The organism is Paenibacillus sp. GP183 (genome assembly GCF_900104695.1).
Taxonomy (GTDB): domain Bacteria; phylum Bacillota; class Bacilli; order Paenibacillales; family NBRC-103111; genus Paenibacillus_AI.
Genome location: NZ_FNSW01000001.1, coordinates 4,595,218 through 4,620,978, shown reverse-complemented (window position 1 = coordinate 4,620,978; position 25,761 = coordinate 4,595,218). Strand labels below are relative to the sequence as shown.

The 25,761-nt window shown below is 50.0% G+C and carries 27 protein-coding genes; all 27 read right to left on the bottom strand.

Translation table 11 applies throughout. The annotated features are described in order from the left end of the window. Positions 1 to 53: 53 nt before the first annotated feature. Entirely contained in the window at positions 54 to 434 is a 381-nt protein-coding gene (locus BLV33_RS22820) for an ATPase (protein WP_090797389.1), read from the bottom strand. Positions 435 to 539: 105 nt separating this feature from the next. Then, positions 540 to 1,283: a 3-oxoacyl-ACP reductase FabG gene (gene fabG, locus BLV33_RS22815; protein WP_090797385.1), complete on the bottom strand. Its 744-nt coding sequence runs from the start codon at positions 1,281 to 1,283 to the stop codon at positions 540 to 542. After that, positions 1,280 to 2,185: an intracellular short-chain-length polyhydroxyalkanoate depolymerase gene (locus BLV33_RS22810; RefSeq protein WP_090797382.1), complete on the bottom strand. Its 906-nt coding sequence runs from the start codon at positions 2,183 to 2,185 to the stop codon at positions 1,280 to 1,282. Before BLV33_RS22810 ends, fabG begins: the two co-directional genes overlap by 4 nt. Positions 2,186 to 2,189: 4 nt before the next feature. Beyond that, positions 2,190 to 3,209 (bottom strand): 3-oxoacyl-ACP synthase, encoded by a 1,020-nt coding sequence (locus BLV33_RS22805; protein WP_090797378.1) that lies wholly within the window; start codon positions 3,207 to 3,209, stop codon positions 2,190 to 2,192. 5 nt (positions 3,210 to 3,214) lie between these two features. Beyond that, the gene (locus tag BLV33_RS29500) at positions 3,215 to 3,391 is read right to left on the bottom strand and encodes a hypothetical protein (RefSeq protein WP_171909261.1); all 177 of its coding nucleotides are present in this window, start codon (positions 3,389 to 3,391) and stop codon (positions 3,215 to 3,217) included. Beyond that, positions 3,385 to 4,383, bottom strand: coding sequence for a branched-chain amino acid ABC transporter permease (locus BLV33_RS22800; RefSeq protein WP_090797374.1), 999 nt, complete (start codon positions 4,381 to 4,383; stop codon positions 3,385 to 3,387). Before BLV33_RS22800 ends, BLV33_RS29500 begins: the two co-directional genes overlap by 7 nt. A gap of 4 nt (positions 4,384 to 4,387) precedes the next feature. Continuing rightward, positions 4,388 to 5,248 (bottom strand): branched-chain amino acid ABC transporter permease, encoded by an 861-nt coding sequence (locus tag BLV33_RS22795; protein WP_090797371.1) that lies wholly within the window; start codon positions 5,246 to 5,248, stop codon positions 4,388 to 4,390. A 14-nt stretch (positions 5,249 to 5,262) separates the two neighbouring features. After that, positions 5,263 to 5,967, bottom strand: coding sequence for an ABC transporter ATP-binding protein (locus BLV33_RS22790; RefSeq protein WP_090797368.1), 705 nt, complete (start codon positions 5,965 to 5,967; stop codon positions 5,263 to 5,265). Next, the gene (locus BLV33_RS22785; protein WP_090797364.1) at positions 5,954 to 6,718 is read right to left on the bottom strand and encodes an ABC transporter ATP-binding protein; all 765 of its coding nucleotides are present in this window, start codon (positions 6,716 to 6,718) and stop codon (positions 5,954 to 5,956) included. The genes BLV33_RS22790 and BLV33_RS22785 overlap by 14 nt, the downstream gene beginning before the upstream one ends. A gap of 17 nt (positions 6,719 to 6,735) precedes the next feature. Continuing rightward, positions 6,736 to 8,016 (bottom strand): substrate-binding domain-containing protein, encoded by a 1,281-nt coding sequence (locus tag BLV33_RS22780; RefSeq protein WP_090797360.1) that lies wholly within the window; start codon positions 8,014 to 8,016, stop codon positions 6,736 to 6,738. 52 nt (positions 8,017 to 8,068) lie between these two features. Continuing rightward, the gene (locus BLV33_RS22775) at positions 8,069 to 11,314 is read right to left on the bottom strand and encodes an AfsR/SARP family transcriptional regulator (protein ID WP_090797357.1); all 3,246 of its coding nucleotides are present in this window, start codon (positions 11,312 to 11,314) and stop codon (positions 8,069 to 8,071) included. Positions 11,315 to 11,358: 44 nt separating this feature from the next. Further along, on the bottom strand, positions 11,359 to 12,870 hold the full coding sequence (locus BLV33_RS22770) for an acyl-CoA synthetase (protein ID WP_090797353.1): 1,512 nt from the start codon (positions 12,868 to 12,870) through the stop codon (positions 11,359 to 11,361). Positions 12,871 to 12,961: 91 nt separating this feature from the next. Next, positions 12,962 to 13,990, bottom strand: coding sequence for a hypothetical protein (locus BLV33_RS22765; protein WP_090797350.1), 1,029 nt, complete (start codon positions 13,988 to 13,990; stop codon positions 12,962 to 12,964). 184 nt (positions 13,991 to 14,174) lie between these two features. Continuing rightward, positions 14,175 to 15,020, bottom strand: a complete 846-nt coding sequence (locus tag BLV33_RS22760; RefSeq protein ID WP_090797346.1) for a PHP domain-containing protein — start codon at positions 15,018 to 15,020, stop codon at positions 14,175 to 14,177. A 54-nt stretch (positions 15,021 to 15,074) separates the two neighbouring features. Further along, entirely contained in the window at positions 15,075 to 15,509 is a 435-nt protein-coding gene (locus tag BLV33_RS22755) for a GNAT family N-acetyltransferase (protein WP_090797344.1), read from the bottom strand. Next, the gene (phnM, locus tag BLV33_RS22750; RefSeq protein ID WP_090797340.1) at positions 15,496 to 16,722 is read right to left on the bottom strand and encodes a phosphonate metabolism protein PhnM; all 1,227 of its coding nucleotides are present in this window, start codon (positions 16,720 to 16,722) and stop codon (positions 15,496 to 15,498) included. Before phnM ends, BLV33_RS22755 begins: the two co-directional genes overlap by 14 nt. Then, entirely contained in the window at positions 16,719 to 17,426 is a 708-nt protein-coding gene (locus tag BLV33_RS22745) for a phosphonate C-P lyase system protein PhnL (protein WP_090797337.1), read from the bottom strand. Before BLV33_RS22745 ends, phnM begins: the two co-directional genes overlap by 4 nt. A 12-nt stretch (positions 17,427 to 17,438) precedes the next feature. After that, entirely contained in the window at positions 17,439 to 18,263 is an 825-nt protein-coding gene (locus BLV33_RS22740) for an ATP-binding cassette domain-containing protein (protein ID WP_253187265.1), read from the bottom strand. A gap of 98 nt (positions 18,264 to 18,361) precedes the next feature. Further along, complete coding sequence (locus BLV33_RS22735) at positions 18,362 to 19,030, bottom strand: DapH/DapD/GlmU-related protein (RefSeq protein ID WP_090797328.1); 669 nt, start codon at positions 19,028 to 19,030, stop codon at positions 18,362 to 18,364. Between the two features lie 35 nt (positions 19,031 to 19,065). Next, the gene (locus BLV33_RS22730; RefSeq protein ID WP_171909260.1) at positions 19,066 to 20,250 is read right to left on the bottom strand and encodes an alpha-D-ribose 1-methylphosphonate 5-triphosphate diphosphatase; all 1,185 of its coding nucleotides are present in this window, start codon (positions 20,248 to 20,250) and stop codon (positions 19,066 to 19,068) included. 13 nt (positions 20,251 to 20,263) lie between these two features. Further along, the gene (locus BLV33_RS22725; protein WP_090797323.1) at positions 20,264 to 21,142 is read right to left on the bottom strand and encodes an alpha-D-ribose 1-methylphosphonate 5-phosphate C-P-lyase PhnJ; all 879 of its coding nucleotides are present in this window, start codon (positions 21,140 to 21,142) and stop codon (positions 20,264 to 20,266) included. Further along, complete coding sequence (locus tag BLV33_RS22720; protein ID WP_090797319.1) at positions 21,111 to 22,289, bottom strand: carbon-phosphorus lyase complex subunit PhnI; 1,179 nt, start codon at positions 22,287 to 22,289, stop codon at positions 21,111 to 21,113. Before BLV33_RS22720 ends, BLV33_RS22725 begins: the two co-directional genes overlap by 32 nt. 1 nt (position 22,290) lies before the next feature. Further along, complete coding sequence (gene phnH / locus BLV33_RS22715; RefSeq protein WP_090797316.1) at positions 22,291 to 22,902, bottom strand: phosphonate C-P lyase system protein PhnH; 612 nt, start codon at positions 22,900 to 22,902, stop codon at positions 22,291 to 22,293. Then, complete coding sequence (gene phnG / locus BLV33_RS22710; RefSeq protein WP_090797313.1) at positions 22,886 to 23,326, bottom strand: phosphonate C-P lyase system protein PhnG; 441 nt, start codon at positions 23,324 to 23,326, stop codon at positions 22,886 to 22,888. Before phnG ends, phnH begins: the two co-directional genes overlap by 17 nt. Positions 23,327 to 23,358: 32 nt before the next feature. After that, positions 23,359 to 24,159: a PhnE/PtxC family ABC transporter permease gene (locus tag BLV33_RS22705; RefSeq protein WP_216234810.1), complete on the bottom strand. Its 801-nt coding sequence runs from the start codon at positions 24,157 to 24,159 to the stop codon at positions 23,359 to 23,361. Beyond that, the gene (gene phnE / locus BLV33_RS22700) at positions 24,156 to 24,956 is read right to left on the bottom strand and encodes a phosphonate ABC transporter, permease protein PhnE (protein WP_216234809.1); all 801 of its coding nucleotides are present in this window, start codon (positions 24,954 to 24,956) and stop codon (positions 24,156 to 24,158) included. The genes BLV33_RS22705 and phnE overlap by 4 nt, the downstream gene beginning before the upstream one ends. Then, positions 24,949 to 25,737, bottom strand: a complete 789-nt coding sequence (phnC, locus tag BLV33_RS22695; RefSeq protein ID WP_090797305.1) for a phosphonate ABC transporter ATP-binding protein — start codon at positions 25,735 to 25,737, stop codon at positions 24,949 to 24,951. The genes phnE and phnC overlap by 8 nt, the downstream gene beginning before the upstream one ends. Positions 25,738 to 25,761 lie beyond the last annotated feature (24 nt).

Here is a 25,761-nt window from a genome sequence, read left to right as displayed (position 1 = left end):
CCCAGCGAGTGACGGGGCAGACCATTTGGCGGCTTTAAAATAGATAAAGCTTGTTAGATCCAAGCCTTTAAATTGATTTGTTTGACGAAGTCTTCATGGGATTGAACCTCATCCTTGCTCTTCTCTACAGCCGCTTCCGGCTCATCGCCATTCATAACTTTGTTGAACAGCTCTTCATTATTGGTGGCCAGAGCAAAATCAATCAAAGCTTCTCTTTCAATTCGATCGGCTTCCTGCCTCAGCAAAACTTCTTCCAGCTCTATATCTTCAGAAGGAACATAGAATTGCTTGCTTGCTCTGGGAACGCGAACAACATAATCGAATACGTTATCCGCATTTCGGTCATAAGCGATCACATATCCATATTCCCCAATGGGGAGATTTTGTTCAAAACTATCAGCAACAATAACTACTTTCTGTCCGAGTCGAAGCATGGACTCCCTCCTGTCTGATTAAACCTAGCTTCTAATCAGTATGGTACTAGAAAAAGAGAGTGGTGTCCATAAAAATTGAGAGGGATATATTTGGATGATGCTTTATTAAATGACAAGGCCTCCGTTAACCTCCAGCACCGTACCGTTCACATAGTCGGATTCGTCCGAGGCCAAATACAAATAGGCTTGAGCGATATCTGAAGGTCGGCCCAATCGATGCAGCGGGACTTTGTCCAGCATTTGCTGCAGCACCTTTTCAGGAACATTCGCTACCATGCTCGTTTCTATATATCCAGGAGCCACTGCATTTACATGGATGCCTTTATGTCCAAGCTCCTTGGCCCATGTTTTGGTCATGCCAATGACCCCGGCTTTGGTTGCCGCATAATTAGTTTGACCGATATTTCCATGCACGCCGACAATCGACGAAGTATTGATGATCTTCCCTTTGCCTCTTTGAACCATATGCGGTGCGAGATAGCGGGTACAGTAGAATACCCCGTTCAGATTGACATCAATGACTCGCTGCCACTGCTCAATCGACATTTTGGTCAGCATGCTGTCCTGGGTGATTCCGGCATTGTTGATCAAAATGTCCGGCGTTCCCCAGTGTTCCAAAACAACAGCAATCATCCGCTCCACACTCTCGGCGCTCGATACGTCTACCTTGACGAATATGGCCCGGTCCCCTGCTGTTGCGTTCAGCTCATCCACAGCCGCTTGACCGGCCGTTTCATCATAGTCAGCGACGCACACCTTGGCGCCTTCTTTGATGAATAACGCAGCCGTTTCCCGGCCGATGCCGTTGCCTCCTCCGGTGATCAATGCAACTTTCCCTTGAAGTCTCATTTTGGATTCGATTCCTCCATAAAATTCGTCATATGCCGAAGCAATTGCGGCAAATCGTCGATTAAGGGTGAGTGCCCGCAATTGTCCATAGAGACGGCTTCAGCTCGCTCACCAATGTCTTCGAGAATTTCCTGCACCATATTTTCCGGAATGACCAAATCAATATTGCCCCGAATGACCAAGGTCGGCGCTTGAATACGCCTAGCCGCCCCAGTTCCTTTGGACACTGGATTGTCGATATCGCTAATGTTAAATACATTAAGGCCGTGATAAATATCCGCCAAATTACGCTGCGTTAAAATATCATCCAAGTAGGCCTCATATCTCTCGGGATCAGGCTTCTTACCATTATATACGGCTGCATCGAACAGCATTTTCATAAACGCTTTATCTCTGTCCTCCCCAGCCTTGGAAATCATCTGCGTTCTTGGGAGCTGACCGATCTCCGCTCTTGTTGTAATCCTTTGTTCCAGATCGGGAACTCCCTGTTCGTTGTCTTTGTAAAAAGGGTAGCCGCGTGTCGACATCGAAGCCAGCAGGATCAGCTTCTTGACTTGCTCCGGATAGTCGGCGGCATACTGCATCACGACTCCCCCACCCGTTGACCAGCCAACCAGATAAATCGAGGTCAGGTCGAGCGCTTCGGTAAACAGCTTCAAATCGCGGGTATAGTCTGTCAAATCCGCAATGGGTTGATGGTAGGTGGAAATGCCGAACCCCCGCAAATCCACGGCAATTACCTTGAAGCGAGAATCCAGATTTTCAATGACAACATCCCAATGCTTGGAGGAATTCATATTGCCGTGCACGAGCAGCACAACCTCGTCACCGCCTGCACGCTCTCTGTAACCCATCGTTTCTCCGTTTGGAAGCATAACCGATTTTAATGTGATTTCCGCCATATTCTCATCCCCATTTCAATGTGGTGGCGCCCCAGGCATAGCCGATGCCGGCACTGACAAGGACAACAAGGTCGCCTGCTTGGATTTTCCCCTGCCGGGCAGCAAGCTCAAGACTTAATATTTGATCAATTTGGCCAATGTGGCCGTATTCGTGCAGATAGATCGACTGTTCCTGGCTGAGTCCAAGCTCGCCGAGCACATAATCGTGCGCAGATTTTTTCATATGCAAAATGGCCAAATATCGAATATCTTCCACGGTGTAGCCGCTTTTAGCGACGGACTCCCGGATCGATTTCAGGAAGTTTTCCATCGATTTGGCTTCAAGCCGCTGCTTCATCCCTTCCGGGTCCGGCACATCAAAGAAGTTCAAACGCTGCTCCAGCGCTTCGGCCGTCAGCGGATTCTTGGTGCCTCCTGCACACAAGATGACATCCTCCGAGAAGGAGCCGTCCGTGATGAGGTGGCTTTCCAGCAGCAGGTTTTCGGTATGGCCTTTTTGCAGCAATAGAGCCCCGCCGCCGGCTGCCAGATTGAACATGAACCGGGTGCGCGGATTGCTGTAATCGATTAAATCCACATTGCGGTAACCGCCGGCCAGCAGCACGGTGCGGATCGCGGGGTCTGCCAGCATCATGCTTTTTGCCACTTTTAGCGCCATGATGGTCGTACCGCAGCGCAGGGCAGCGTCGAATCCCCATGCGTTCAGTGCACCGATTTCCTGCTGAAGCTTTAGGGCAGCGGTCCATACAGGGTATTCTTTATGCTCCTCGCCAATATAAATGATCAGATCAATTTCAAGCGGATCGAGCTTTGCTTTGCTAAGAGCTTCCCGTGCCGCCCGAATCCCCATCTCGCAGCTGTGATCATCAGGACCTGGAACAGGCTTGCGGGTGATCCCCATTTTCCGCTCAATCACGTCTTGCGGTATACCTGATGCTTTGCTAATGTCTGCACTGCTCATAAAGGTTTCGGGCAAATAGATCGCAGTACTTAGGATGCCGATGGATTCATCAGGAATGTGCATGTGTTTTACCCTCTTTTTAAGATCTCTTCTATAAAATTCATCGCTGCGGGGAGCGAATGTACGATAATCTCGTCCTCTCCCTGAACATGGGTGACGCGTATACGCCATTGACTTTCCGTTTCAGCCGCTTCGATCGGGCTAAATCGCAGAACAAAGGAAGATACTGCCTGCGGCTCTACCATGACACATCATCTCGCTTTCTTGCCGATGGCGGTTTTTTTCGCTGCGCCCATAGCTTAATCGTTCCTGCGATGCCCTTAGGGAACACCATTACGACCAAAATGTACAGTAAACCGAAAAAGATGATCCAACGCTCGAAAATCGGATGAACCTTGGATAAACTCGTCAATAGCTCGTGCGCCAGTTCAATGAGCGTCGCCCCAATGACACCACCGTAAAGCGTACCAATGCCGCCGATAATGGTCATCAGCAATGCATTCAGCGTCATGTCCATGGAAAAAACAGATGTGTTGACAAATCGCAGTGTCATGCCGTACATGGCACCGCTTAAAGCCGCAACTACACCTGCCACAACACTGGCAATCACTTTGTAATGCACGACCTGATAACCAAGGGAAGCGGTTCGCTGCTCATTTTCACGAATGGCCTGCAGTACTTTCCCCAAGGGAGAGCGTGTAAACCGGCGAAGCAGCAAGAACAGCACCACCATAAATACGAGTGCAGCATAATAGAAGAACATACGGTCCCGAATAAGCTCAGGGACGGGAAACGGAAAGCCGTCCTCCCCTTTGGTGACAGAACGCCATTTATCGGCTAATACTGTAAAGAGCCCGGCAAAGGCCAGCGTTAGCATCGCATAAAAATGACTTTGCAGCCGCAAGGACAAAATGCCAACTACATAACTGACAGCCGCCGCCAATAGCACGCCGATCAGCAATGCGAGCAGAAGATGGCCTATTGAATCGCCGAACTGGTTCATCACGATGCCAACCGAATAGGCGCCTATGCCGAAAAACATGGCATGCCCGAACGAAACTATGCCGGTATAGCCAAGCAGGAGATCATAGCTCATTGCGAACACGGCAAAGATAAATATTTTGGTCAAGAGAATCAATATACTGCGTGAATCATTCATGAGCGGGAATGCCGCGAGCAGCATCACAATGATGACAGGCGACAGGCCTAATGGATAACGTGAAACTTTTTGCAGCATGCCTTCACCTCTTCAATCCATATAATCCAGAAGGTTTGACCAGAAGCACTAACACCATCAGCAGCATGTTGACCGCTAAAGACAAATCTGGCGCATAATAAGACATGAAAGCCCCCGAAAGTCCAACCAGAACGGAAGCGACCGCTGAACCTTGTACCGAACCCATTCCCCCGATGACAACGACGATAAACGCCAAAATCGCAAACTGCATGCCCATTTCAGCGAAAATGACTCCGGAGTATGGAGCAAGCAGAACGCCCCCTAGTGCTGCCATCCCTGCACCGAGCATAAAGACGAGTGAAAAAATCCGTTTAATGTTGTAGCCGAGCGCCTGCACCATATCTTTATTCATTACACCCGCTCGAACAACGAGTCCAAGCTTGGTTCGGTTCAGCATCAGCTGCAATCCAACAAACAGCAGAAGTCCGACGATGATGATAAATAGTCGATATTTGATCAATATGACTCCGCCAAGCTGCCAACTGCCATCCAGATAAGGAGGTACAACCGCGCTCAGCTGGCTGGGTCCCCAGACAACCTTGAGCATTTCGGTGAGGACGAGCATAACGCCCAATGTCACCAATATTTGCTGCAGATGGTTCCCATAGACGGGCCGAATGATCCACCGCTCCATGATCCACCCTATCGCAACACCTGCCAGGACGGCTCCGATAATAGCCAGAATAAAGCTCCCGGTACGCATATAAACCCAAACGCCCATATAAGCGCCCCAAGCAAACAATCCGCCATGGCCAAAATTCAGTACGTCCATCAAACCGAATATTAATGAGAGACCAGCCGCCAGTAAAAAGATCAGCATACCGGTGGCCAGCCCATTGACGAATAAACTGATGATCACATCCATGCTTCCAACCGCCTTTACGCTATCCCCAAGTATTTCTTACGCGCGTCCTGGTCTTCTTTGAGTTCCTTCATTTCGCCGTGGTGTACAATTCTTCCCTCATCCACGATATAAAACCGGTCGCCAATCGTGCTGGCCATGAAAAAATTTTGCTCGACAAGCAGCACGGTTGTTTTTTCCTTCATCTGCTTGATGGCCTGCATGACCTTCTCCACGACGATAGGCGCCAGCCCCTTGCTGGGCTCATCGACCAACAGCAGTTCATTATCCCCGACATACGCTCTTGCCAAAGCCAGCATCTGCTTCTGACCTCCGCTTAACAGGCCGGACTTCCGATGCCAAAGTGTCTTGAGATCGGGGAATAGATTGAGGATCCATTCCTGTTTCTCGAGGGCGTCATCATCTCTCTTGAGAATAGAAATCCGCATGTTTTCCTCCACCGTTAAATCCTTGAAAACGCCTTGATCCTCAGGCACATAACCGATGCCTTTGCGGGAGATTTCATAGGTGGGAAGAGCGCCGATGCTTTCTCCGCGAAAAGTAATGCGGCCTTTGGAAATCGGATTCAGTCCCAGAATCGATCGCAGTGTCGTCGTTTTGCCGGCTCCATTCCGGCCAAAAAGCACCGTAATTTCACCTTTTTGCACCTCGAAGGAAACTCCTTGAAGAATGTGATACTGCTGGATATAGGTTTCAATTTGCTCTACCTTAAGAAGCGTCATCATAATGCCCTCCCAAGTAAGCCGACTGTACCAATTCATTGTTCATGATGTCCTGTGGAGAACCATTCGCCAGAAACTTCCCGTTGAACAATACGGTGATGCTGTCTGATAAGTCAAGCACCATGTCCATCTTATGTTCGATCAGGAGAATCGTTTTATCCCCCTGCTCCTTAATGCGGCGCAGCACGTCAAGGATTGTCGGAACCTCCTCGATGGAAATGCCGGCTGTCGGCTCGTCAAGCAGCAAGAGCTCCGATTTCAGCGCAAGCAGCATGGCGATTTCCAGCTTCCGTTTCTCACCGTGGGCCAGATGCTGAGCAAGTGAATTGTGCTTGCCATCCAGCAGTACGGTCTGCAGAAGGTGATAGGCTTCCTCCTCGAATTGCTTGAACCGGGACAGTGATGAGAAAAAATTGAACCGCACACCCGCGCAGGATTGTACAGCCAAACGCACATTTTCGAGCACAGTCAGATTGGGAAATACATTGGTGATTTGAAATGATCGCCCCATCCCCTTTCTCGTTCGAAGAGGAGGAGACAGACGTGTGATGTCTGCCCCCTTGAACAAGATGCTTCCATGAGTCGGCTGTAGTTCCCCGCTTAGCAGATTGAATAAAGTCGTCTTTCCGGCGCCATTCGGTCCGATGATGGACAGAAAATGACGAGGCGGGACCTTCAAGCTGATACTGTTCACTGCCACATGGCCGTCGAAGGCGATCGTCAACTCACGAGTTTCCAGAATAGGTTCCATAAGATCACCTTGCTGATTTATTTTTTGTTCACGATCGGCGGTGCTGTCTCATCCATGGTCAATTCGCGGATGAGTACGGGTACAGGATAATCGAAGCCGTCCTTCTTCTCCAGCTTAATGGCAAACAAGGACTGCAGCGCCTGGTGATCTTCCGCACGGAATTTCATTTTTCCTTTTGGCGTATCAAATGTCATGCCTTCCATAGCGGTTATGAGCTTATCCGCATTGGTTTCCCCATTCGTCTTCTTGATGGCTTCGACAATGGCAATCGCCGCTGACATACCGCCCGGTGTAAACAGATCCGGCACTTCGCCGTTAAAACGCTTCTTGTGTTCATCAACCAACCACTTGTTGGCATCATTTTGTGGGAGTGTGTTGTAATAAACAGTAAAGCCTTCCATTCCAACGAGATCGTTCATTGTTTTCAGCGCTGCGATATCCGGAGCTCCCGTGGAAATCTTGATTCCCCCTTGCTGCACCTTCATATCCTGAAGCTGCTTCCAAGGTGAGTTCGCACCCGCCCATACGACAAACAAGTAATCCGGCTTAGCCTGGATGATCTTTTGGATATTGGCGGTGAAATCAGTTGCTTTCGCGTCTGCATACTCTTCGGCGACGAATTTGGCACCCAGCTTCTCGGCAGCGGCTTTAAAAGCTTTGACGCCGTCGCGTCCGAAGGCGCTGTCCGGAGCAAAAGTGGCGATTTTCGTACCCTGCTTGGCGATGGCTGCTGCCCCCGCAACCGCATCCTGCGAGGAATTACGAGCTGTACGAAAAACGTATTTATTCCAGCTGGCGCCGGTAATGCTGTCAGCCGCTGCGGGTTCGACGATAATCGGTTTTTTGTATTCCAAAGCCAGCGGCAAGACAGCCAGCGTGTCGGCGGAGCTGGAAGAACCGACCAGGAAGTCCACCTTGTCTTTCTCCAGCAGCTTCGTCGCTTTCTGAACGGCTACGTCGGATTTCGTTTCGGTGTCCTCAATGATGAATTGAATCGGACGACCGTTCACTTCTTTCGTTCCTTTGGTTGCATAATCAAGACCTAATTCGAAGCCTCTCGTCGTTTGTTTGCCATAGCTTTCAAGGGCTCCGGTCATGGAAGCAAGAACACCGACCTTGATCGGGTCTTTTTTTGGTGAAGCGCTTGCATTTACGGTCGTTGCCGGACTGCTGCTGTTGCCGCTTGGAGAAGCACTGCTGCCACCGCTGTTGCTGCTGGTACCGCAAGCTGTAGTAAATAGAAAAAGTGCTGAGAGAAGCGCAAGGCTTCCTCCGCGAATCCGTTTTTTGTAAGACATCGACTAAATCCCCCTTAATATTTCAAGATAATCTCATCATAAGGAGAAGGGGTTACAAATGAGTTGCATTCGAAGCAAGCAGCGATTCGTACATACGCGTTGTCGCCGCCATCGGTTTGACGCCGAGCTCGCGTTCAAGCACACGGCAGCATTTTTTGTACCACTTGATGGCCTGATTCCGATTGTTCAATGTACTGTGGCTGAGCATCAAGAGACGGTAGGCCTCCTCCCAGCAGCAATCTTTTTCGAGAATTTGCTCGCACCAATGAATGGACGCTTCATATCTTTGTTCTTCCTGGTATAATTTTGCCAGCTTTTCACTGCCTCGCAAATAAAGCACCTGCAGCCTCTCCCGTTCCTCAATGCTCCAGTCCTGATAGCGTCGATCCGGCATATAATCCCCTTTGTAGAGGGCAAGACCTTTTTCCAAAGCATGGATCGCCTGGGCAGCATCCTGTTCCTCCAGCCCGGCGCGGATCCATAATTCAAACTCTACCGCATCAAGCTCCAGCCCGGAAGCAAGGTTCAATCCGTAAGCGCTGCCATGACGCTGAATGAAAAATGGCGTTGAGCGAGCCCGCCTCTGCGGCTCAAGGGTCGTATTTAAGGCGTTTAGCGCAACCTTAAAATCGCGATTAGCCGCATTTTCACTCAACTCGCCGAACAGCAGCGAGATAATTTCGTCCTTCGGCACGAGCTGCTGCCTTTTGTTGACAAGCAGCTGAAAAAGCTCCTTCGCTTTCCCGCGCTGCCAATTTTTCTCAACAATAGCTTGATCCCCAAGCCAAACTTTAAAGCTTCCCAGTGTTTCAATGCGCAGCGTATAGCCAGGGTGATAGGTTAAATGTTCCATACCCAGCTTGGTGAGCAAGATGTTCACATAATGGGCTTGAATATCCTGCTTCTGAGCTTCAATCAAGAGTGGAGCCAGCTGCTGGATATTCCGTGGGCCGAACAATGTTCTTTTTTGAATCAGAAAGTCGTATTGTCCGGTCTGCGCCTGCTTCAGGAAACGCTCCATGTGAATCAGGAACTCAACGCCAGGCTCCTCCTGATAAGCAAGCAGCGCCTGCCACAGAAGTGTCACGGTTACGCCGTAGCTGTCTCCGCAATGCATAAACCGCTCGCGGCACTCGGCAAAAAGTGTTTCCGCTTCTCCGCAGCGGCCATCATAAAAGGCCGTAATCCCTATACCTAAGCGGATCAGTGTAGAAAGCCACTCATCCTTCACTTTCTCGGTTTCCGCCAAGGCTTCCATGCTAAACCTGTCCGCTGTATCATATGATCCTTCACGGGCATAGAGGAGCCCGAGGCCCATTAACGGTTCTGCACGTCCTCTTGAAACGTTGAGCCGCTCCATAATGTCCAAAGACGTTTGATAGCAGGTTAACGCAACCGAGAAGTCATATTTCGGAAGCAGCTGTGCCGCATGCCCGAGCCGCATCCAGCCGCACGCCTCCACAAAAGGGGCCTTCAACTGGATCCCCTGCATCATGCCCTGCTGCGCCAACCGCTTGGCTTCCTCAGGCTCACCGAGCATAGCCTCAATAAGCGAAAGCAAGATATCCGCTTCCCTGTGCGAGCGCGGTAATGGATTCTCGCCGGGCCATGTTTGGCGGTGCCTGCTGAACTCAATCATTTTTTTGGATTGCTTCAGCCTTCCGGTCCGAAGATGCAATCTGGCCTCGAGCAGATCCTCATGAAAATCGTGACGCAGACTGCGACAGCGCTCATACCAAACCTCGGCATCCGCAGCACGTCCCAAATTAATCAGGTTTTCCGCCATCAAGCTGTACTGCCGGATAAAATGCTCCTTCCCGCACGACTCTACACGCTCTAACAATTCGATGGCTTGAGACAGCAGATCTTCCGCTTTTCCCGGCTGAATCGTGTCCAGATAAATTCTTGCCTGACCTTCAAGACCCAAGCTGCGGCTAAGTAAATCACCGACGGCGTCGGCAAGCTTTTCGCCTCTTATATAGCATTCGACAGCCCGATCGTAAGCCGAACGGTACCGATAAATATCCCCTTCATAAATCCAAAGTAAATAACGTTTGTCTTTACCCTGTTCAGGCACGCGCCCGATTTTTTCCAAAAGGCTTTCGAGCTGCCCTTTCTCCAGCATGGTACCGCCGTAGTCCTGCAGCAGCTCTGTGTAAGAAGGCCAATCCTCGATCGCTTCAAAATGGGAGAGAGCCTGTAATTCCAAGCCTTTTCCCCTATAGTAATGGGCAGCTTTTCGGTTTAAATCTACGAAAGCCTCAGTTTTTCGATTCAATTGGCCTAGCAAAAAATCTCGAAACAGAGCATGGTACCGATAATGACCCTCTCCTAATGGAACAATGAACAAGCTTTGAGCGCTTAGCCACTCCAATATATATTGGGAATCTTGACTCGACCGCAAATGGTCGCAAATCTCGGAGCTCATATCTTCAAGAATACAGGTTTGCTCTAAAAAGCCCTGAACATGCTGCGGCTGCTTCAAAAGCACTTCCATCGTCAAGAATCGGAACAGCTCTCCCATCGTATCCGCATGATCGGTCAATACGGAAGCGACGCTGCCCCCCGCCAGCAATAATCGCTGCCAAATCAGCTGGACGGCGATCGCCCAACCTTCGGTTACCCGGTAAATTTGCGCTGCTTCTTCAGGCTGGAGCGGATACTCGTAGCAGTCTGTGAACAGCACCTCGATTTCCTCTTCCGAAAAGGCAAGGTCCTTTTCCCCGATCTCAAGAAGATCCCCTTTGACTTTCAAGGTAGTTAAATAATCCCAATGGGGGCGCGAGCGACTGGACAGAACAAGGTGAAAGCCGTCCGGCAAATGCTGAAGCAAATAACTCATGAAGGTATCGATTCCAACCGACGACTCCACGAAGTGGTAATCATCGATGACGAGCACGCTGTCCTCGGGCAAAAGCATGAGCTCGTTAATAAAAGCCTCGCAAAGCTCCATGATGTCCTTGCTTCGCGTATAAGGCTCGCTGTCGGCCAATTGCTCTTGCAGCTCCGAGCCGAAGGATGGGTAGACAGAACGAAGCGCGTGAATGAGATAATGAAGAAAAGGAAGCAGGTCATCGTCGTGAGCGCTTGTTGAATACCAGCTGTAGGTCGCTGATTCGGCAAGCAAAAAAGAAGCCAGGGCTGTACTTTTTCCGTAGCCCGGCCCCGAGTGGACCAGTGTCATTTTATATTGGTTCATCCGCTTTAATTTTTTGATTAATCCGGCTCTGTGTAAAACCTGTTTTTTCATTTGCGGCGGCGTTAGCTTTGTTTTCAGGATGAATTTAACGTTCTTCATCTGCACGCTCCCGTTTGAGTCTGTTTCTCCTCCATCTTACCATATTACCTGATCTCGCTGATGATACGATTTTTATCGATTTTGCCTACCGCCGTTTTCGGAAGCTCACCAACTGCGACAAAGCGCTTCGGAACCTTGTATTTGCCGATAGAAGCTTTGCAATACTGCTTCATGCTTTCTTCATCCAAGCTGCAGCCCTCCTTCAGTACGAGTACGGCAGTAACGAGTTCGCCCCATTTCTCATCCGGAATGCCAACCACAGCTGCTTCTACCACGTCTGAATGCTGCTGAAGCAGATGCTCTACTTCTAAAGGGTAAACGTTTTCACCGCCGGTGATGATCATGTCTTTTTTTCGGCCCATGATGTAATAATAGCCGTCCTGATCCCTTCGGCCCAAATCGCCGGTATGAAACCAACCGTCTGTAAAAGCCTCCTCGGTCGCCTGCGGCAAATTCCAGTAGGAGTGAAACAAATGTCCGCCACGCAGCATGATTTCACCAACTTCTTCATCGGCTGCTGTCTCACCTTGCGCATTTGAAATCTTAATGTCATTCAGCATCATCGACTTGCCGACTGACCCTACACGTTTCGCCGCATGTGACGGATGAATATAGAAATTGTTAGGTCCGGCTTCCGTCATGCCGTAGCCTTCCTTAAAAGCGAGCCCTTTCGAGGCAAACGCATCGTAGATCGTATGAGGACATGGCGCTCCTCCCGACAGGAACGTATGCATAGTTGGAAAAGTCGCCTCAGCAAATGCGTCGGACTGCGTCAGCATATGGTACATCGTCGGCACTAGCAGCACAAGGGTGCAGCGCTCGCGATTGACGATCCGCACAAAGTCTTCGGCTCGAAACGTTTTGCAGACAATAACCGTTCCTCCGGCTTGAAGGACGGGTAAGGAAAGCGCATTTAATCCACCGGTGTGAAACATAGGCATGTACGTCGGTGTAATATCTCGGGAAGTCAAATCCCAGCTGACAACCGTGTTGATCGCATTCCAAAAAATCGAACGGTGCGACAACACAACCCCTTTCGGTTTCCCGGTCGTCCCACCCGTATATATGATGGCCAGCGGGTCGTCAATATGCAGATCAGGACAATCTTCAGGAGCCGCAACTTTATGATGAGATTCCAAATCGCTTATGCTCATTAGCTTATACGGGCTGTTCAGAGCTTCAGTCAATCCGTATGCTGCAGCCGCATTTTCTTGAAATTCCGCCAACTGCGGATGAACCACAACGACCTTCGGCCGGCAGTTTTGTAAAATGTATTCCAGCTCGGAAATGGCCAAACGCCAATTTAAAGGAACAAAAATAGCTCCCAGCTTGGCGCAGGCAAATAACAAATCAAAATAACAAATATCATTGGGCGATAAAAGAGCGACACGATCCCCTTTTCCGACACCTTCGCTTTGTAAATATGCCGCCAGACGCAGAAAACGCCGCTCCATATCCCCGTAAGTCCATCTTTCTCCGGTTTCCCCACTGACTACTGCAATGAGTTCGGGCTGAAGCTGGCATCTTCGCTCAAACCAATCTATGACGCACTCCAAGCTATTTCCCCCATCCTGCTGCCGTTACCTAACTTCAGTAAACTATGAGGCGGTTACAAATCAGTTACATGGATGGGGGATGGTGCAAGAATTAGACTTTCTTTACACCATTGTCGTGCGTAATCGGAGATGCAAGGATACTCAACCCCAAGGAGCAAAGCGCGCTAAGGAATATGGCCCCTCCCCATAGTTCAGGACTCCAGCTAAGCTTATTAGAAATCTGCAAATCCAAAAAATACAAGCCCCAAATGAAAATCGGGAGCAAGAAGAATACACCTCGGTACAGCCAGTCGCCTGCATTCTTGTCTTTAATCATTCGAAACAGCAAATCACCGGCAATACCGCTTATCAATAATATGATATTGGAACTGAAATGGCTGAAACCATCCAAAACACCCATCAATACGGATTCGAAAATGAAGAAGTACGTCACTGTTCCGAATGGGAGCTTCCATCGTCTTAAAATAACCATGATGGGTACAACCAGCAGCATGGTCGTGATCAGAAAATCAACTATGGACCGACCAACTGAATCTTCTTGATGAGCACCGGGCAGTTGGTTTCGGAATGACCAGGCATACATGAGAAAAAAGGCCATAACGGCAAAGGTTAGAGCCACCGAGGTCAACGCGGGCAATAGTCTTGAAAATGTTGGTGCTTCGTCTTTCTCCGATTTGCTCAATGCCCTGTATGGGCTTGTAAGGATCAACAATCCACCAGACAGAAGAATTAGATGTGTCGGGCTCAAAAGAGCCTCGATATCCTTCTCGATGCCAAGTACACTGTGCCAAATCATATCGCCTATGCCGCCGATGAAAAAAATAATAACTCCTGCTGCCCCAAGCTTGTAACCATCTGGTACAGCCTCTATCCAGGTCGCGTGATTTCCGGCAGTTTTATTTTGGAGAATTAAAATCAAAATCCATACTGCGCAAGCGAGATAGCCTGAATACAAAATAGCATGCCAAGGCGTAAAAAAGCTTTCGACTGCACCATGGTTGTGGGCAAAGCCGTCGATAAACACGCCTGCGATGAGCCACATTCCCATGATCATGGTAATGGAATGCTTAAAGTTGGTCGTTTTTGCTGCTGTTTGTGTTCCCTGCAGTTGCATTGACAATCTGTTCATCTCCTTTTTTGGATCTTTATATCCGTATTATAAAACAAAGTCAGTGTGTTGGGTGAGAATAAGTTTTGGGTGAGAAAAAAATTGAAATGCAAGAAACCAGCATCCTCAAAGGTTTGCTGGTTTATCTTGAGAAGTATTTACAAATTAAGTCTTGCATAGAAATGCTTTGAATTTATTAGGATATCCGTTGTTGCAATGCCTGCAAATTGTCCATTCCAATATTCTTGCTGCCGAGAGGACATTGATCCGTTTCACTGTAAAATCCATGAAAATCTGAACCGCCTGTCTTCAGCAAGTTGAAATTTTTGGCGATTTGTTGAGCTAGTTGTTCCGTATTTTCATCATGTAAAGGATGCCGCACTTCGATTCCTTGAAGTCCCGCAACTTTCCATTCGGGAATAGCGGCAAAATTGTTAAATTGCTTGGGATGAGCGATCACGGGAACGCCTCCCGCCTGACGAATCGCATCGATAGCGTCGAATGCATCCACATACTCCAGAGAGATATAAGCAATGCCCTTCTCCCCTCCTTGTTCTCCGCGTGAGAAAAGCTTTTTGTACAAATCACCGTAAATCGTCTGCGTGTAGCCCTTATCCAGAAGGGCGTGCATGATATGCTGTTTGTAAACACCGGTTCCGCCTTCCGCATAACGCTCCACTTGCTCCCACGTTATATCGTAGCCGGCTTCTTTGATAAGCTGCACCATTTCTTGGGAAGCCTCGTGCCGCTTTTTGATCATCGGATCGCAAAGCTGTGAAAGGGCTGCATGTCCAGGTGTTATGTAATATCCAAGAATATGAGCCCTGGTATTCCGTTGGAAATCATAAGCGGAGATCTCAATACCCGGAATAATTTCCACTCCAAGATCTTGACCCGTTTGCGCAGCTTCTTCCAAGCCTATTGTAGTGTCATGATCCGTAATAGCCAAATGAGTTACCCCTTCGTTTTTGGCCATCGTGATGACCTCCCGGATCGTGAACGAATTATCCGAGATTTTGGTATGACAGTGAAGGTCGATCATTCTTTATCCTCCTTCAAACGATTTTCAATATCTGACGTATCCGTATTCTCGCTGTCAATTAATCTCAACCTTAAAACTGATGCCATGTCTGGAAAATCCAAGATTGTCGTAAAAGCGATGGGCATCTGTTCTTTTTTCGTTGCTCGACAGCATGAGTTTATAGCATCCTTGCCGTACCGCCTCTTCCATTGCTGCCTCCATGAGGATCTTACCGATGCCTTGACCCTGGCTGGAAGGGTCGACGACGACATTCTCCACAATAGCAAATTTCTGGCCGGCGTGACCGAGGTTATCGCATATGATCATGCAAAAGGTACCGACAGTCTTGTCGTCTTCAACCGCCAGATAGCAACGATAATGCGGATAAGCTGCCATGCGTTCAAAGATGTCCTCCGCATCGGAAATACTCATCTCCGCTTCCGCATCCAGAACGCTGAGCAATCTTAAGATCTCGGGTAAATCCTGTTTCCGCGCTTCACGAATTCGCATGCTTTACGACCTCCCCTATGCCCGCGCCATGGCGATAATCAGTTTGATAGACGATTATTCCGTCAACGATCGTGGCTCGAATTAGCGGATAGCCTTCTTGCAGCTCGACAAGTATCAGGTCCGCGTGCTTTCCTGCTTCAACGGAGCCCAATTCGCCATCCAGTCCCAGCGCCTCAGCAGGGTTAAGCGTCGCGAGCCGTACCGCTTCGTGCAGCGGCATATGCTGTTCAGCCAATTGAAAAATAGCGGCCAGCATCGTCGACGGCACATAATCGGAGCAAAGCATATCGGCCGCTCCAGCCAGAATGGCGTCTATAGCACGCATGTTGTTGCTATGGGAGCTGCCGCGAACGACGTTCGGTGCACCGACGCAAACATGCATCCCCTGCGACTTCGCATAGAAGGCCGTTTCCAAATTGACCGGAAATTCGCTGATGTCGGCTCCTAAATGGATAACCTGATCGACTTTATCCGGAGTATCGTCGTCGTGGGATGCCAGTCGAATGCCTTTTTCCGATGCTCGGGAGGCCAAGCTTTTCAATGCCTTCCAATCAAGACGTTTTTGGTTTTCACTAATCATTTCGACGAGCTCTTGAATTTCTGATTCATCGCCGCCGTACGTTTTTTTCATGAAATTTACATAGCTGCCCGGCGCCGAGAACTGCCCTTGACCCGGAGTATGATCCATGTACGAAAGCAAATCGATAAGATCCCCCTCCAACATTTCCTCGACTTGGGAAAGGCCTTCCAGATTCGTCAATTCGTAACGAAGATGGATGCGGTGGCGGATCAGCGCTGTTTTCTTGCGGTATGTTGAGATTGCTTGGGCGATCTCCCTTACGGTTTCGTTGTTTCTGACACCAATGCCGTCCGATAGTGAGATAGCGTGATACATCGTTGTGATGCCGCAGCCCGCCAGCTTCTTCTCCAGCTCAAAATGGGACATGGGAAGTGGGAAATGGGTGTTTGGCCTTGGCTGAATTTCTTTCTCAATCGCATCGCTGTGCATATCGATCAAGCCGGGCAGCAAATACGAGCCTTCCGCATGCAGCACGACGGCTGAGCTGTCTCTTGCCGAATTTACTGCACTATAACCCGAAGCACCCGTTTCCACACGTACGATACGTCCGTCCTCAATCCAAACGGCGCCTTCCGTCGTTCGATCCGGCAGCACCAACTGGCAACCCGTAATCACAATGGCGTGATGCTTCATGATATTGTCCTTTCCATCATTACACCGTTTTCCATCGCGTAATGCTTATCGATTACCTGCTGCATGAAATCAAGGTCATGGAAAATTCCGACCATGCTCGTGCCGCCTTGCTTCAGCCGCAAAATCATCTCTTTTACCGCTTCTTTCGAACGATTATCCAGCGATGCTGTCGGCTCGTCAAGAAGCAGCAGCTTCGGGCGCTTCACCATCGCTCTGGCCAAGTTCAGGCGCAGCTTCTCCCCACCGCTGAATGTGCCGGGATAAGCATCCCACAGCGTTTGGGGGAGTTCGAAAAAGGAGAGTGACGTCTCCGACTCCGCAGCCGCCGCTTCTTCACCGACGCCGGTTTCTAGGAAGGCTTCCTTGACGACGCCGAAGGCGGTCACTCGCGGCAGCACCGACAAGAATTGGGACACATAGCCGATTTCTTTTTTGCGGATTTCAATAATCTGCTGCTCACTCGCTTGAGCCAAATCGATCGTGCCGAACTGGCCGGAACGGAACAGAATTTGACCGCCCGTAGAAAGATAGGTGCGATATAAGCATTTTAAAATCGTCGACTTGCCCACGCCGCTCTTGCCTGTAATGCCGATGAATTCTCCGTCATGCAAGGTCAAGTTTACATCGCGGCACCCGACGATGTTTTTTGCAACCTGCTGATAGAGCAGGAACGTTTTTTGTAAATTGCGAACTTCCAAAAGCATGTCCGTACCTCCTTACAGCATCGAATTGACGAGCAGCTGTGTATATGGGTGTTGGGGATCCTCCAGGATTTGGTCGGTCAGACCCGCTTCGACGATTCTCCCGTTCTTCATCACAATCGTACGTGCGGTCAGCATGCGGATGACGCCGAAGTCGTGAGAGACCACGACCATGGTAATGCCCATCTCGCGCTGGAGCTGCCGCACCATATCCAAAACGCTAGCCTGCACCGATACGTCCAGACCAGTTGTAATTTCGTCAAGCAGCAGCAGCGGCGGATTGTTGGCAATCGCCTTAGAAATTTGAACCCGCTGCTGCATCCCTCCGCTGAATCGGCGCGGCGGTTCGTCCATGCGCAAAACCGGTATTTCGGTTCGCTGCAGCAGCTCGCTCGCTCTTTCGCGAATTTGCCCGACATGAAAGACGTCGGCCATTAGCAGCTTCTCGGCAATATTGCCGCCGCTGGAAAAATCCAACCGCAGCCCGAGATGCGGGTGCTGATACACCATACCCATCAGATGATGGCGGATCCAGCGTTTTTTTTGCGCGCTCAGCTCAAACAGATTCGTAGTTCCGCCCGGAAAACGGGAAACATGCATTTCGCCGAAGGTCGGGGCTTCATCGAAATACAACGTTTTGACCAACGTGCTTTTGCCCGATCCGCTCTCACCAACGATCCCGAGGATTTCACCCGGATGCACGTCGAAACTGACGTCTCCGCAAGCGATGATAGAGCCGCAGCGCGGACAAATATTGCGGTCGAATTCAGGTCCGGTAAGCGACAAACAATCGTCGCAGGATGGACCGTATATTTTATTCAGATTCTTCACCATGAGCATTGGTTCCGGCTCTGATGCCGCCGTATCAATGCTCGCGACGGAGTTTTCCAGTTGTTTATATAATCTGTCAGGGGTCACTGCAAAGGCCTCCTTCTGCATCATTCGTGTTTTGAAATTGACTGGCTCAGGCTACCGTATTTCTGCAGAAACAGAGGAACATCGTTCAAATCGGCAAAACGCTCCTCCAGGATTTCGCGCGGCCAATCCCACCATGCCGTCCGCATCAAAGCTTCGGCGGTATCCTTTGGGAATCGTTCTTTAATGAACCGAGCAGGAACGCCTCCGACGATCGAATACGGGGGTACATCCTTAGTCACTACCGCTCCGGCCGCGATGACCGCCCCGGTGCCAATCGTCACGCCCGCCATAATCGAAGCCCCGTGGCCGATCCAGACGTCATGACCGATGACGACCTTGTCCTCACGCCGCCATTCAAAAAATTCCGCATCGTCCTGATCGTCGAAACGATAAGACGCTTTACGGTACGTGGCATGATGCTGGGTTACCCGCCAAGTGGGATGATCCCCCGGGTTTATAGCCGTATGGGAGGCAATCGAACAAAATTTCCCGATCTCCGCATAGTGGATAATGACTTGATCCATACAATAGCTGTAATCGCCGAAGCGCACTTCGTTCATACGGGTACCTGGACCGATCGAGGTCCAAGCCCCGACCCAGCAATCCCGAAGATTTGCTGTTTCGTGGATAGTCGGCTCCTCCGACAGCTGATGCTCCTGATGCTCATGATGAATATGTTTGAATGACATCGCTCATTCCCCTCTCGACGCCGAGTTTCATATATTCAAAGCTTTCTCTTCAGAAACGGCAAGCGGATAAGACATTTGACAAACAAGCGCGCCTCCGACGAACACCTTCTCAATGACAGGGCGGCCGCCGTCCTCCGCAACGATGAGCAAATGGCCTCTTTGCCAGCCTCCAAGGATCCCGTATTGGTGGCGATATCAAGGGCCAGCGCCGGATTCAAGGAGACCATGTTGACGGCTTGGTGAACAGGTATACCTTCGTGCTTCAATCGAAACACGGCTTGCAACAAAGATGGAGGATAATAATCGGAGCACAAAATATCGACGACACCGGCACGGATGGCTTCCATCGCAGATAAATTGTCGCTGTGCGAGCGCCCAAGCAGCACGTTTGGCGCCCCCATGGCAACGAACAGCCCTCTTTTGCGCGCTTCTACTGCAACGTCCAGCTTAATCGGGAATTCTGCGATTGATGCTTCCCAAGCTTCGACCAAATCCAGTTTCTCCACGGAGTCGTCGTCATGAGAAGCAAGAGGAATCCGTTTGATCTTGGCCAGCCCTGCCAATTCGGAGAGCACCTCGCCGCTCGCTCGGGGCAGGTTCCGCCTTGCATTAAGCATCTCTTCGGCTTCTTCATCGCTGATCCCTTGACGGCCCATAATCAACGCTTTATGCGCCTCGATGCTGCGCCATTGACCTTGTCCCGGCGTATGGTCCATAAAGGAAATTTGATCGATTTCTCCTTGTACGAGCAATTCTCGAATCGCTTCCACAGCAGTCAAATTGGTAATTTCAAAACGAAGATGAATACGGTGCCGGATCAATCGGCGCTGCAGGGCGAACTCTTTTAAGGCACGAATAGACGAGAGGACATAATCGTTCTGTCGTATCAAAGTTTTGGATCTGTCATCCAGCATGCCCAAGCAGTGATAAATGGTCGTGATCCCTTGTGAGACCAGCTTGCGCTCCAGCTCATATAATGACTGATCAAATGGAAACTGGCTTGTAGGCCTTGGCTGCACTTCGTTTTCGATCGCATCGCTGTGGGTATCGATGATGCCTGGAAGTATCCATCGGCCCTCTACATCCATATCGGGTACTCCCGAAGCCTCCGAGCGTAAGATTGCGGCAATCTTTCCGTCTTCAAGAATCAACGTATGATTATCCTTGATGCCATGCGGCGTGACGATACGCCCTCCGCCAATTTTCAAAATCTTACTCATCGCTGTCTCCCTTTCAGAATGACGGCCCATTGCTCTGGAGCATTTGTTTCTCGCAATAGGCGGTATCCGAGCATTGATATGTCAATTCGCCTTGATCCCCCGTTACTTCATCGAGGAACGTATCCCGGCTTCCGCAGCGGGAGCAGGCTTTACCTTCAAACCGCTCTATCTCAAATGGATAATCGTCGAATTGAAGTGGTATGACTCGGGTATAGGGAGGAACGGCATATATTTTTTTCTCCCTGCCGGCCCCAAGAAGCGTCAAATGATCGGCATCGTTCAGCTTGGGCATATCCCAACGGGGAATAGGACTGGGCGCCATAATGTAGCGGTCTTCGACCATTGCCGGATAATCGGCGCCGTGTGTGATTCCTCCCCATTTCACGATATTTTCATAAAGCGACAGCCAGATGGAGCTGTAATCTTTTTCCGCATGCATTCTTCGCGTTGCCGTTTCCATCTTTTCCACTTTACGCAGCGGTTCGGGCTGCGGCACCTGAAGCACGAGGATTTGATCGCTGCGCAGGCGCTCCTCCGGAATCCGGTGCCTGGATTGAATGACACTCGCTTCCACCGTATCCGTCGTCGTCTTGATCCCGCATGTTTTCTCGGCCAGCTTGCGGATGCTGACTGCATTGACACTGTCGTCACTGCCCTGGTCGATCACCTTCAAACAATCGTCCAGTCCGACCAAGGATAAGGTCAGCTGCAAGCCCCCGGTGCCCCAGCCTCGTCCGATTGGAAGCTCCCGTGAAGCAAAGGGCACCTGATAGCCGGGAATCGCCACGGCCTTCAGCGACTTGCGGCGAATCTCTCTTTTCGACCCTTCATCGAGAAAAGCAAAATTGTACGGCTTGATTTCAAACGGAGGTCGGACTTTCGTGCTGTTCATGCGTTTCCTCCTTTTGCTCGATCGTTTTCTGTTCGGGCTGCTGTTCTTTATTCACTTTCACATCGCGAATCCGGTCGAGCTCCGATTGGAACGTGACGTAATGAGGCAGCTTCAAATGGCTGACGAAACCGCTCGATTCAACGCTGTCGATGTGTGACAGAACAAATTCCTCATCCTGCGTAGGAAGATCTCCGCCATTTTCGAGGCTATGTTCCAAAATCGACATGGAGATCGCCTTCACTTCATTTTGGCCAAAGCAAAGTCCGTAGCCCAACTGAAACTGGACTTGACCACTGGCTGGATCCTGTTGAAACGAGTTGATGCTCTCCACTTCCGTCATCATAATTTCACCGATATATACCGCATCCTCTTCCGTTTGCTCGTCCTCGGCGGCAAAGGGATAGGGGACATAAGCCGGCACATAACCGACCCGCAATTCACCGATCGTCGGATGCACGGCACCATAACCGCGCATACTGCCGTAAGCGAGCGCCGTCATCGCCCCGGTTTCTCCACGGGCGAGCGCTTGCAGGCGGGCGGAACGGGAGGAGGGGAAAGTCAGCTTTTCCCTCGTAAGATCATAAGGTTCTTCTTCCTGAACCGTATGCATCCTTGCAACTAAACCCTGAGAGCGGAGCAAATCCGCCACTTTGGCAAAAGTGAGCTCTTCAGCCTGCTGCTCAGCGTCAGCCTGCTCAGCCAAATACTCGCTGACAAACGCTTCAATCTCCTGAGCTGTCTCGCCGCGCAGTGAAAAATCGAGCAGCCGATGCGTATAATCATAGGTAGGACCGAGGATTTGACCTCCGGGAATATCACGGAAGGAGGAGGAAATGCGCCGAATGATCCGCATCCGGCCGGGCTCCATCGTCAATGTGTATTGATTGCGGGCCAAGGTGGAACGGTAAGCGCGCAGCAAAAAAGCTGCCTCAAACGGGTCGCCTTCCGATTGGAAAATGGAGAGCGCCGCATATTCTTGGGCATAAAGCCCCCCCTCGCTCATCACGCGATCAGAAAGCAGGCGAAGCCGATGCTCGATACCGTCGATCGTGAGCTCCGCGTCGCTGTTCCGAAGCCGGAAAAATTGGGTCAGCCGATTCGCCTGAGTGATCGCTTCTTGCCCGCCCATAACGGATACATATGCCATGTCAGTTCGCCTCCTTGATCCGTGTCGTGCGCGGAATTCCGATTAGGTTCCCGTTCTTATCGAGCAGCCATATATCAATGCCTCTCGGAAATTCTTCGTTCAGCAATTCACGAATGTGCATCCATGCCGGGTCAAGCCCGCCGATGCGAATCATCGCTTCCCCGCGAATTCCAGGTCCTTGAAGAAGATAAACGGTGCTTTCCTCCTCGGAAGCCATACAATTGTCTACAGTCAATAGCACAGTAGCTCCGGTTTCGGGAAATTCCGGAAGCCCGATCTTAAGCTTCGACGCCCAAGACTGTGTTTCGCTTCCCGATGCAAATATATAATCCGCCTCTCCCGGATTCACCGAACGAGAGAAGGTCGATTGTCGAATCCAGTTCTCCAACGCCTCCGCACCTGGCAAGGCCATATGGAACGTGACCTCGTTATCGAGCAGTGTGAGCGCTGCAGCCGCGATGGAATTATGCAAGGGTTCCGAAAATATAAGCTTTTCCGCAGCTGCCGCAATGGAAGCCGTTGTACCAGGCCTGCTGAGTGTATCCAGCAATCGGCGGTACACCTGCTGTGTATCGTGAACGCTATCGAACCCTGTCTCAGCTGCGTTTGGCATAATATTCCTCCGCCGTCTCAAAGTGTACTTTCGTTTGCAGAATGCGCTCCAGCTCTTGCTTTTCACGCAGCTCTAACTGCTCTTCCTCTTCGTGCAGCAGCTCGGTCCAAACCGGAATTTCGGGATGACCCGCTTGAAATGCTGCATCCACGACAGCCAGGCAGTATGCCTTTTCCGGCTCTTCGCCCAAGCAAATTCCGAAGCCGGTCGTTCCGTCCAACTCTACCGTACATTCCGTCACTAATATTTCCCCGATAAAAAAAGGCTGTCCGGAAACCGAGTCACGGGCCTTGCCCATCACCAGACTCGTTTCGGGAGAGCGCACGGTTCGAACATTCGACGACGCTTCGATTTCCGAGGTCAGCCGCTCCAGCAGCGAGCGATTTCCTTCTACAAGAACTTTAGTCCTGCGAGATCGCTTCATTCTAACTTCCCCTCCTTGTTCATGCAGAATGATCAGATTTTCATTCTGCGCTTTATAGCAACAAATGTAAGTTCAAGCGTGTAGGCAAAAAGGAACACCAATAAAATCGCAAGTCCAGCCCGACCAAAGTTGTAACCGGATATACTTGCGGCGATTAAATAACCGATTCCCCCGGCGCCGACCATACCGAGTATCGCGGATTCCGAGAAATTATGTTCAAACCGCAAGGCTCCCCAAGCGATCAAAGCAGTAATGGACGCCGGCAAAACCGCGCTGAAAAAGATTTGGATGCGGTTTGCCCCGGCAGCCTGCAGCGCCTCGATAATTTCCTGCGGAACTTCTTCGAAAGACTGCGCAAATGCGCGTGCAAAAAATGAAGTTGCATGTACGGAAAGACCTACAACGCCAGGAGCAGGGCCAAACCCCAGGGACACCAGCGCAAGCAGTACCCAGACCGGAGTAGGAACAGCTCTTAGAAATGAAAAAAAAGCGGACATTGCAGCGGCTAGTTTCTTGCTCAGTGTAATATTTTTGGCCATAAAGGCAGCCATAACCAAACCCAGGAGCAAGCTGTATACAGTTGCAAGAATGGTTACCGTAACCGAATCGGCAAAGCCAAAAAGAACTAATTCGATATTGGCAAAATTGAGTTTGGACAAATCCGTAAACACGCTGGCCAGCTTGCCGACACGGGAAGCAAGCTTGATCCAATCGATCTGAAGACTTATTATGGATACGATTGAAAGGATAGCTGCAATCCATAGGAATACATGAATCGAACGATTGAAAGCAGGGTTGTTGATTCTGATTTTTCCGGATCGGTTTTGCATCATACAAGAACCTTCCTTCTCAGCCAGTTGGTTAATATATCAATCAAAATAATAAGCACTGCGATCGTAAGAATAATCGCGCAGGCAACATGATAATTGAACGACTTGATATTTTGTATCAGAACTAGGCCAACACCGCCGCCGCCAACCATCCCGACTATCGTTGAAGCCCTGATGTTCAGCTCAATACCATAAAGAAACCAGGAAATATAGCCTGGGATCGCGGCCGGAATCACTCCTTGGGTTATCCTTTGAAAGAAATTGGCGCCTGAAGCGTTTAATGCCTCCAGAACGTCCCCTCCGACCTCATCAATCGTTTCAATATATGCCCTGAGCAGAAAACCGAAGGTTTCTACGATAAGCGCGATCAAGCCTACGGAAGTGCCGATTCCAAAAGCCATGACAAGGATTAACGCCCATACGAGCGCCGGTATGTTTCTCGTGAAGGAACCGATCGCGCGTATGATTCTCGCCAGCCACGAGTACGGCGAAGTGAGCATAGAGCCGAAAAAAGCGAACACAAAAGCGAAGATGGCAGCGATGAATGTGGCTGATAGCGCCATTTCGACAGTTTGCAGCAATGATTCCCATAACCCTTTCGCTTTCACAACATTCGGCGGCAAAAAATCCTGCGTGATAAATTTCCAAAAAACACCCTGCTCAGTAAAAATGATAAATGGATTGTACTGGGTATAGACAGTAGCCGCAATAAAAAATACGGCCATAATGAAGAATGCTATCAAATAATTTCTTTTCTCTCGTCTGTCGATCAGATGCAGGCGTTTGGGCTTTTCAGACAACAGCCTGCACCTCCTCGCTCATCATCAGCTTATCGATTGAAGTATTATAAATTTCTTCAATCGTATTGTCCCCGAGCTTTGAGGGCGGGCCGTCAAACACGAGCTTCCCTTTGCGAATGCCTATAATCCTTGTTGCATATTGTTTGGCCACATGGACTTGGTGGAGGTTGACGATACAGGAAATATTCTGTTCCCGTGTCAAATCGCGAATCAAATCCATGATGACTTTGGAGCTGTTCGGATCAAGCGATGCGATCGGCTCGTCGCAAAGCAGCAGAGAAGGCTCCTGCATAAGCGCCCGAACGATTCCGACCCTTTGCTTCTGACCTCCCGACAGCTCGCTGGCCCTCTTATACATATGTTCCAGAAGTCCTACTTTTTCCAAATAGGCGACGGCTTTCTGTTTGTCCTCTTCCTTATACTGGTTTAGAACGCTCTCCAGCGTGGACATGTAGCCAAGTCTGCCATGCATGACGTTCTGCATGACGGTTAGGCGGGATGCAAGGTTAAAATGTTGAAAAATCATGCCGATTCGTCTTCTAGCTTCCCTGATTTGTTTCCCTTTGAAATGAGTGATGTCATGTCCCTCGAAAATGACACTCCCATCGGTCGGCTCGACCATGCGATTCAGGCATCTAAGGAGGGTTGACTTGCCTGCGCCGGAAGACCCGATAATGACGACGAATTCCCCTTGCTTCACTTCAAAGCTTATGTCATCCACAGCCAGTGAACCCGCCCCGTACGATTTGGTAACATGGTCAATGATTAAATGCGCATTCAATTTCTTTTTCCTCCTTAAAAGGGC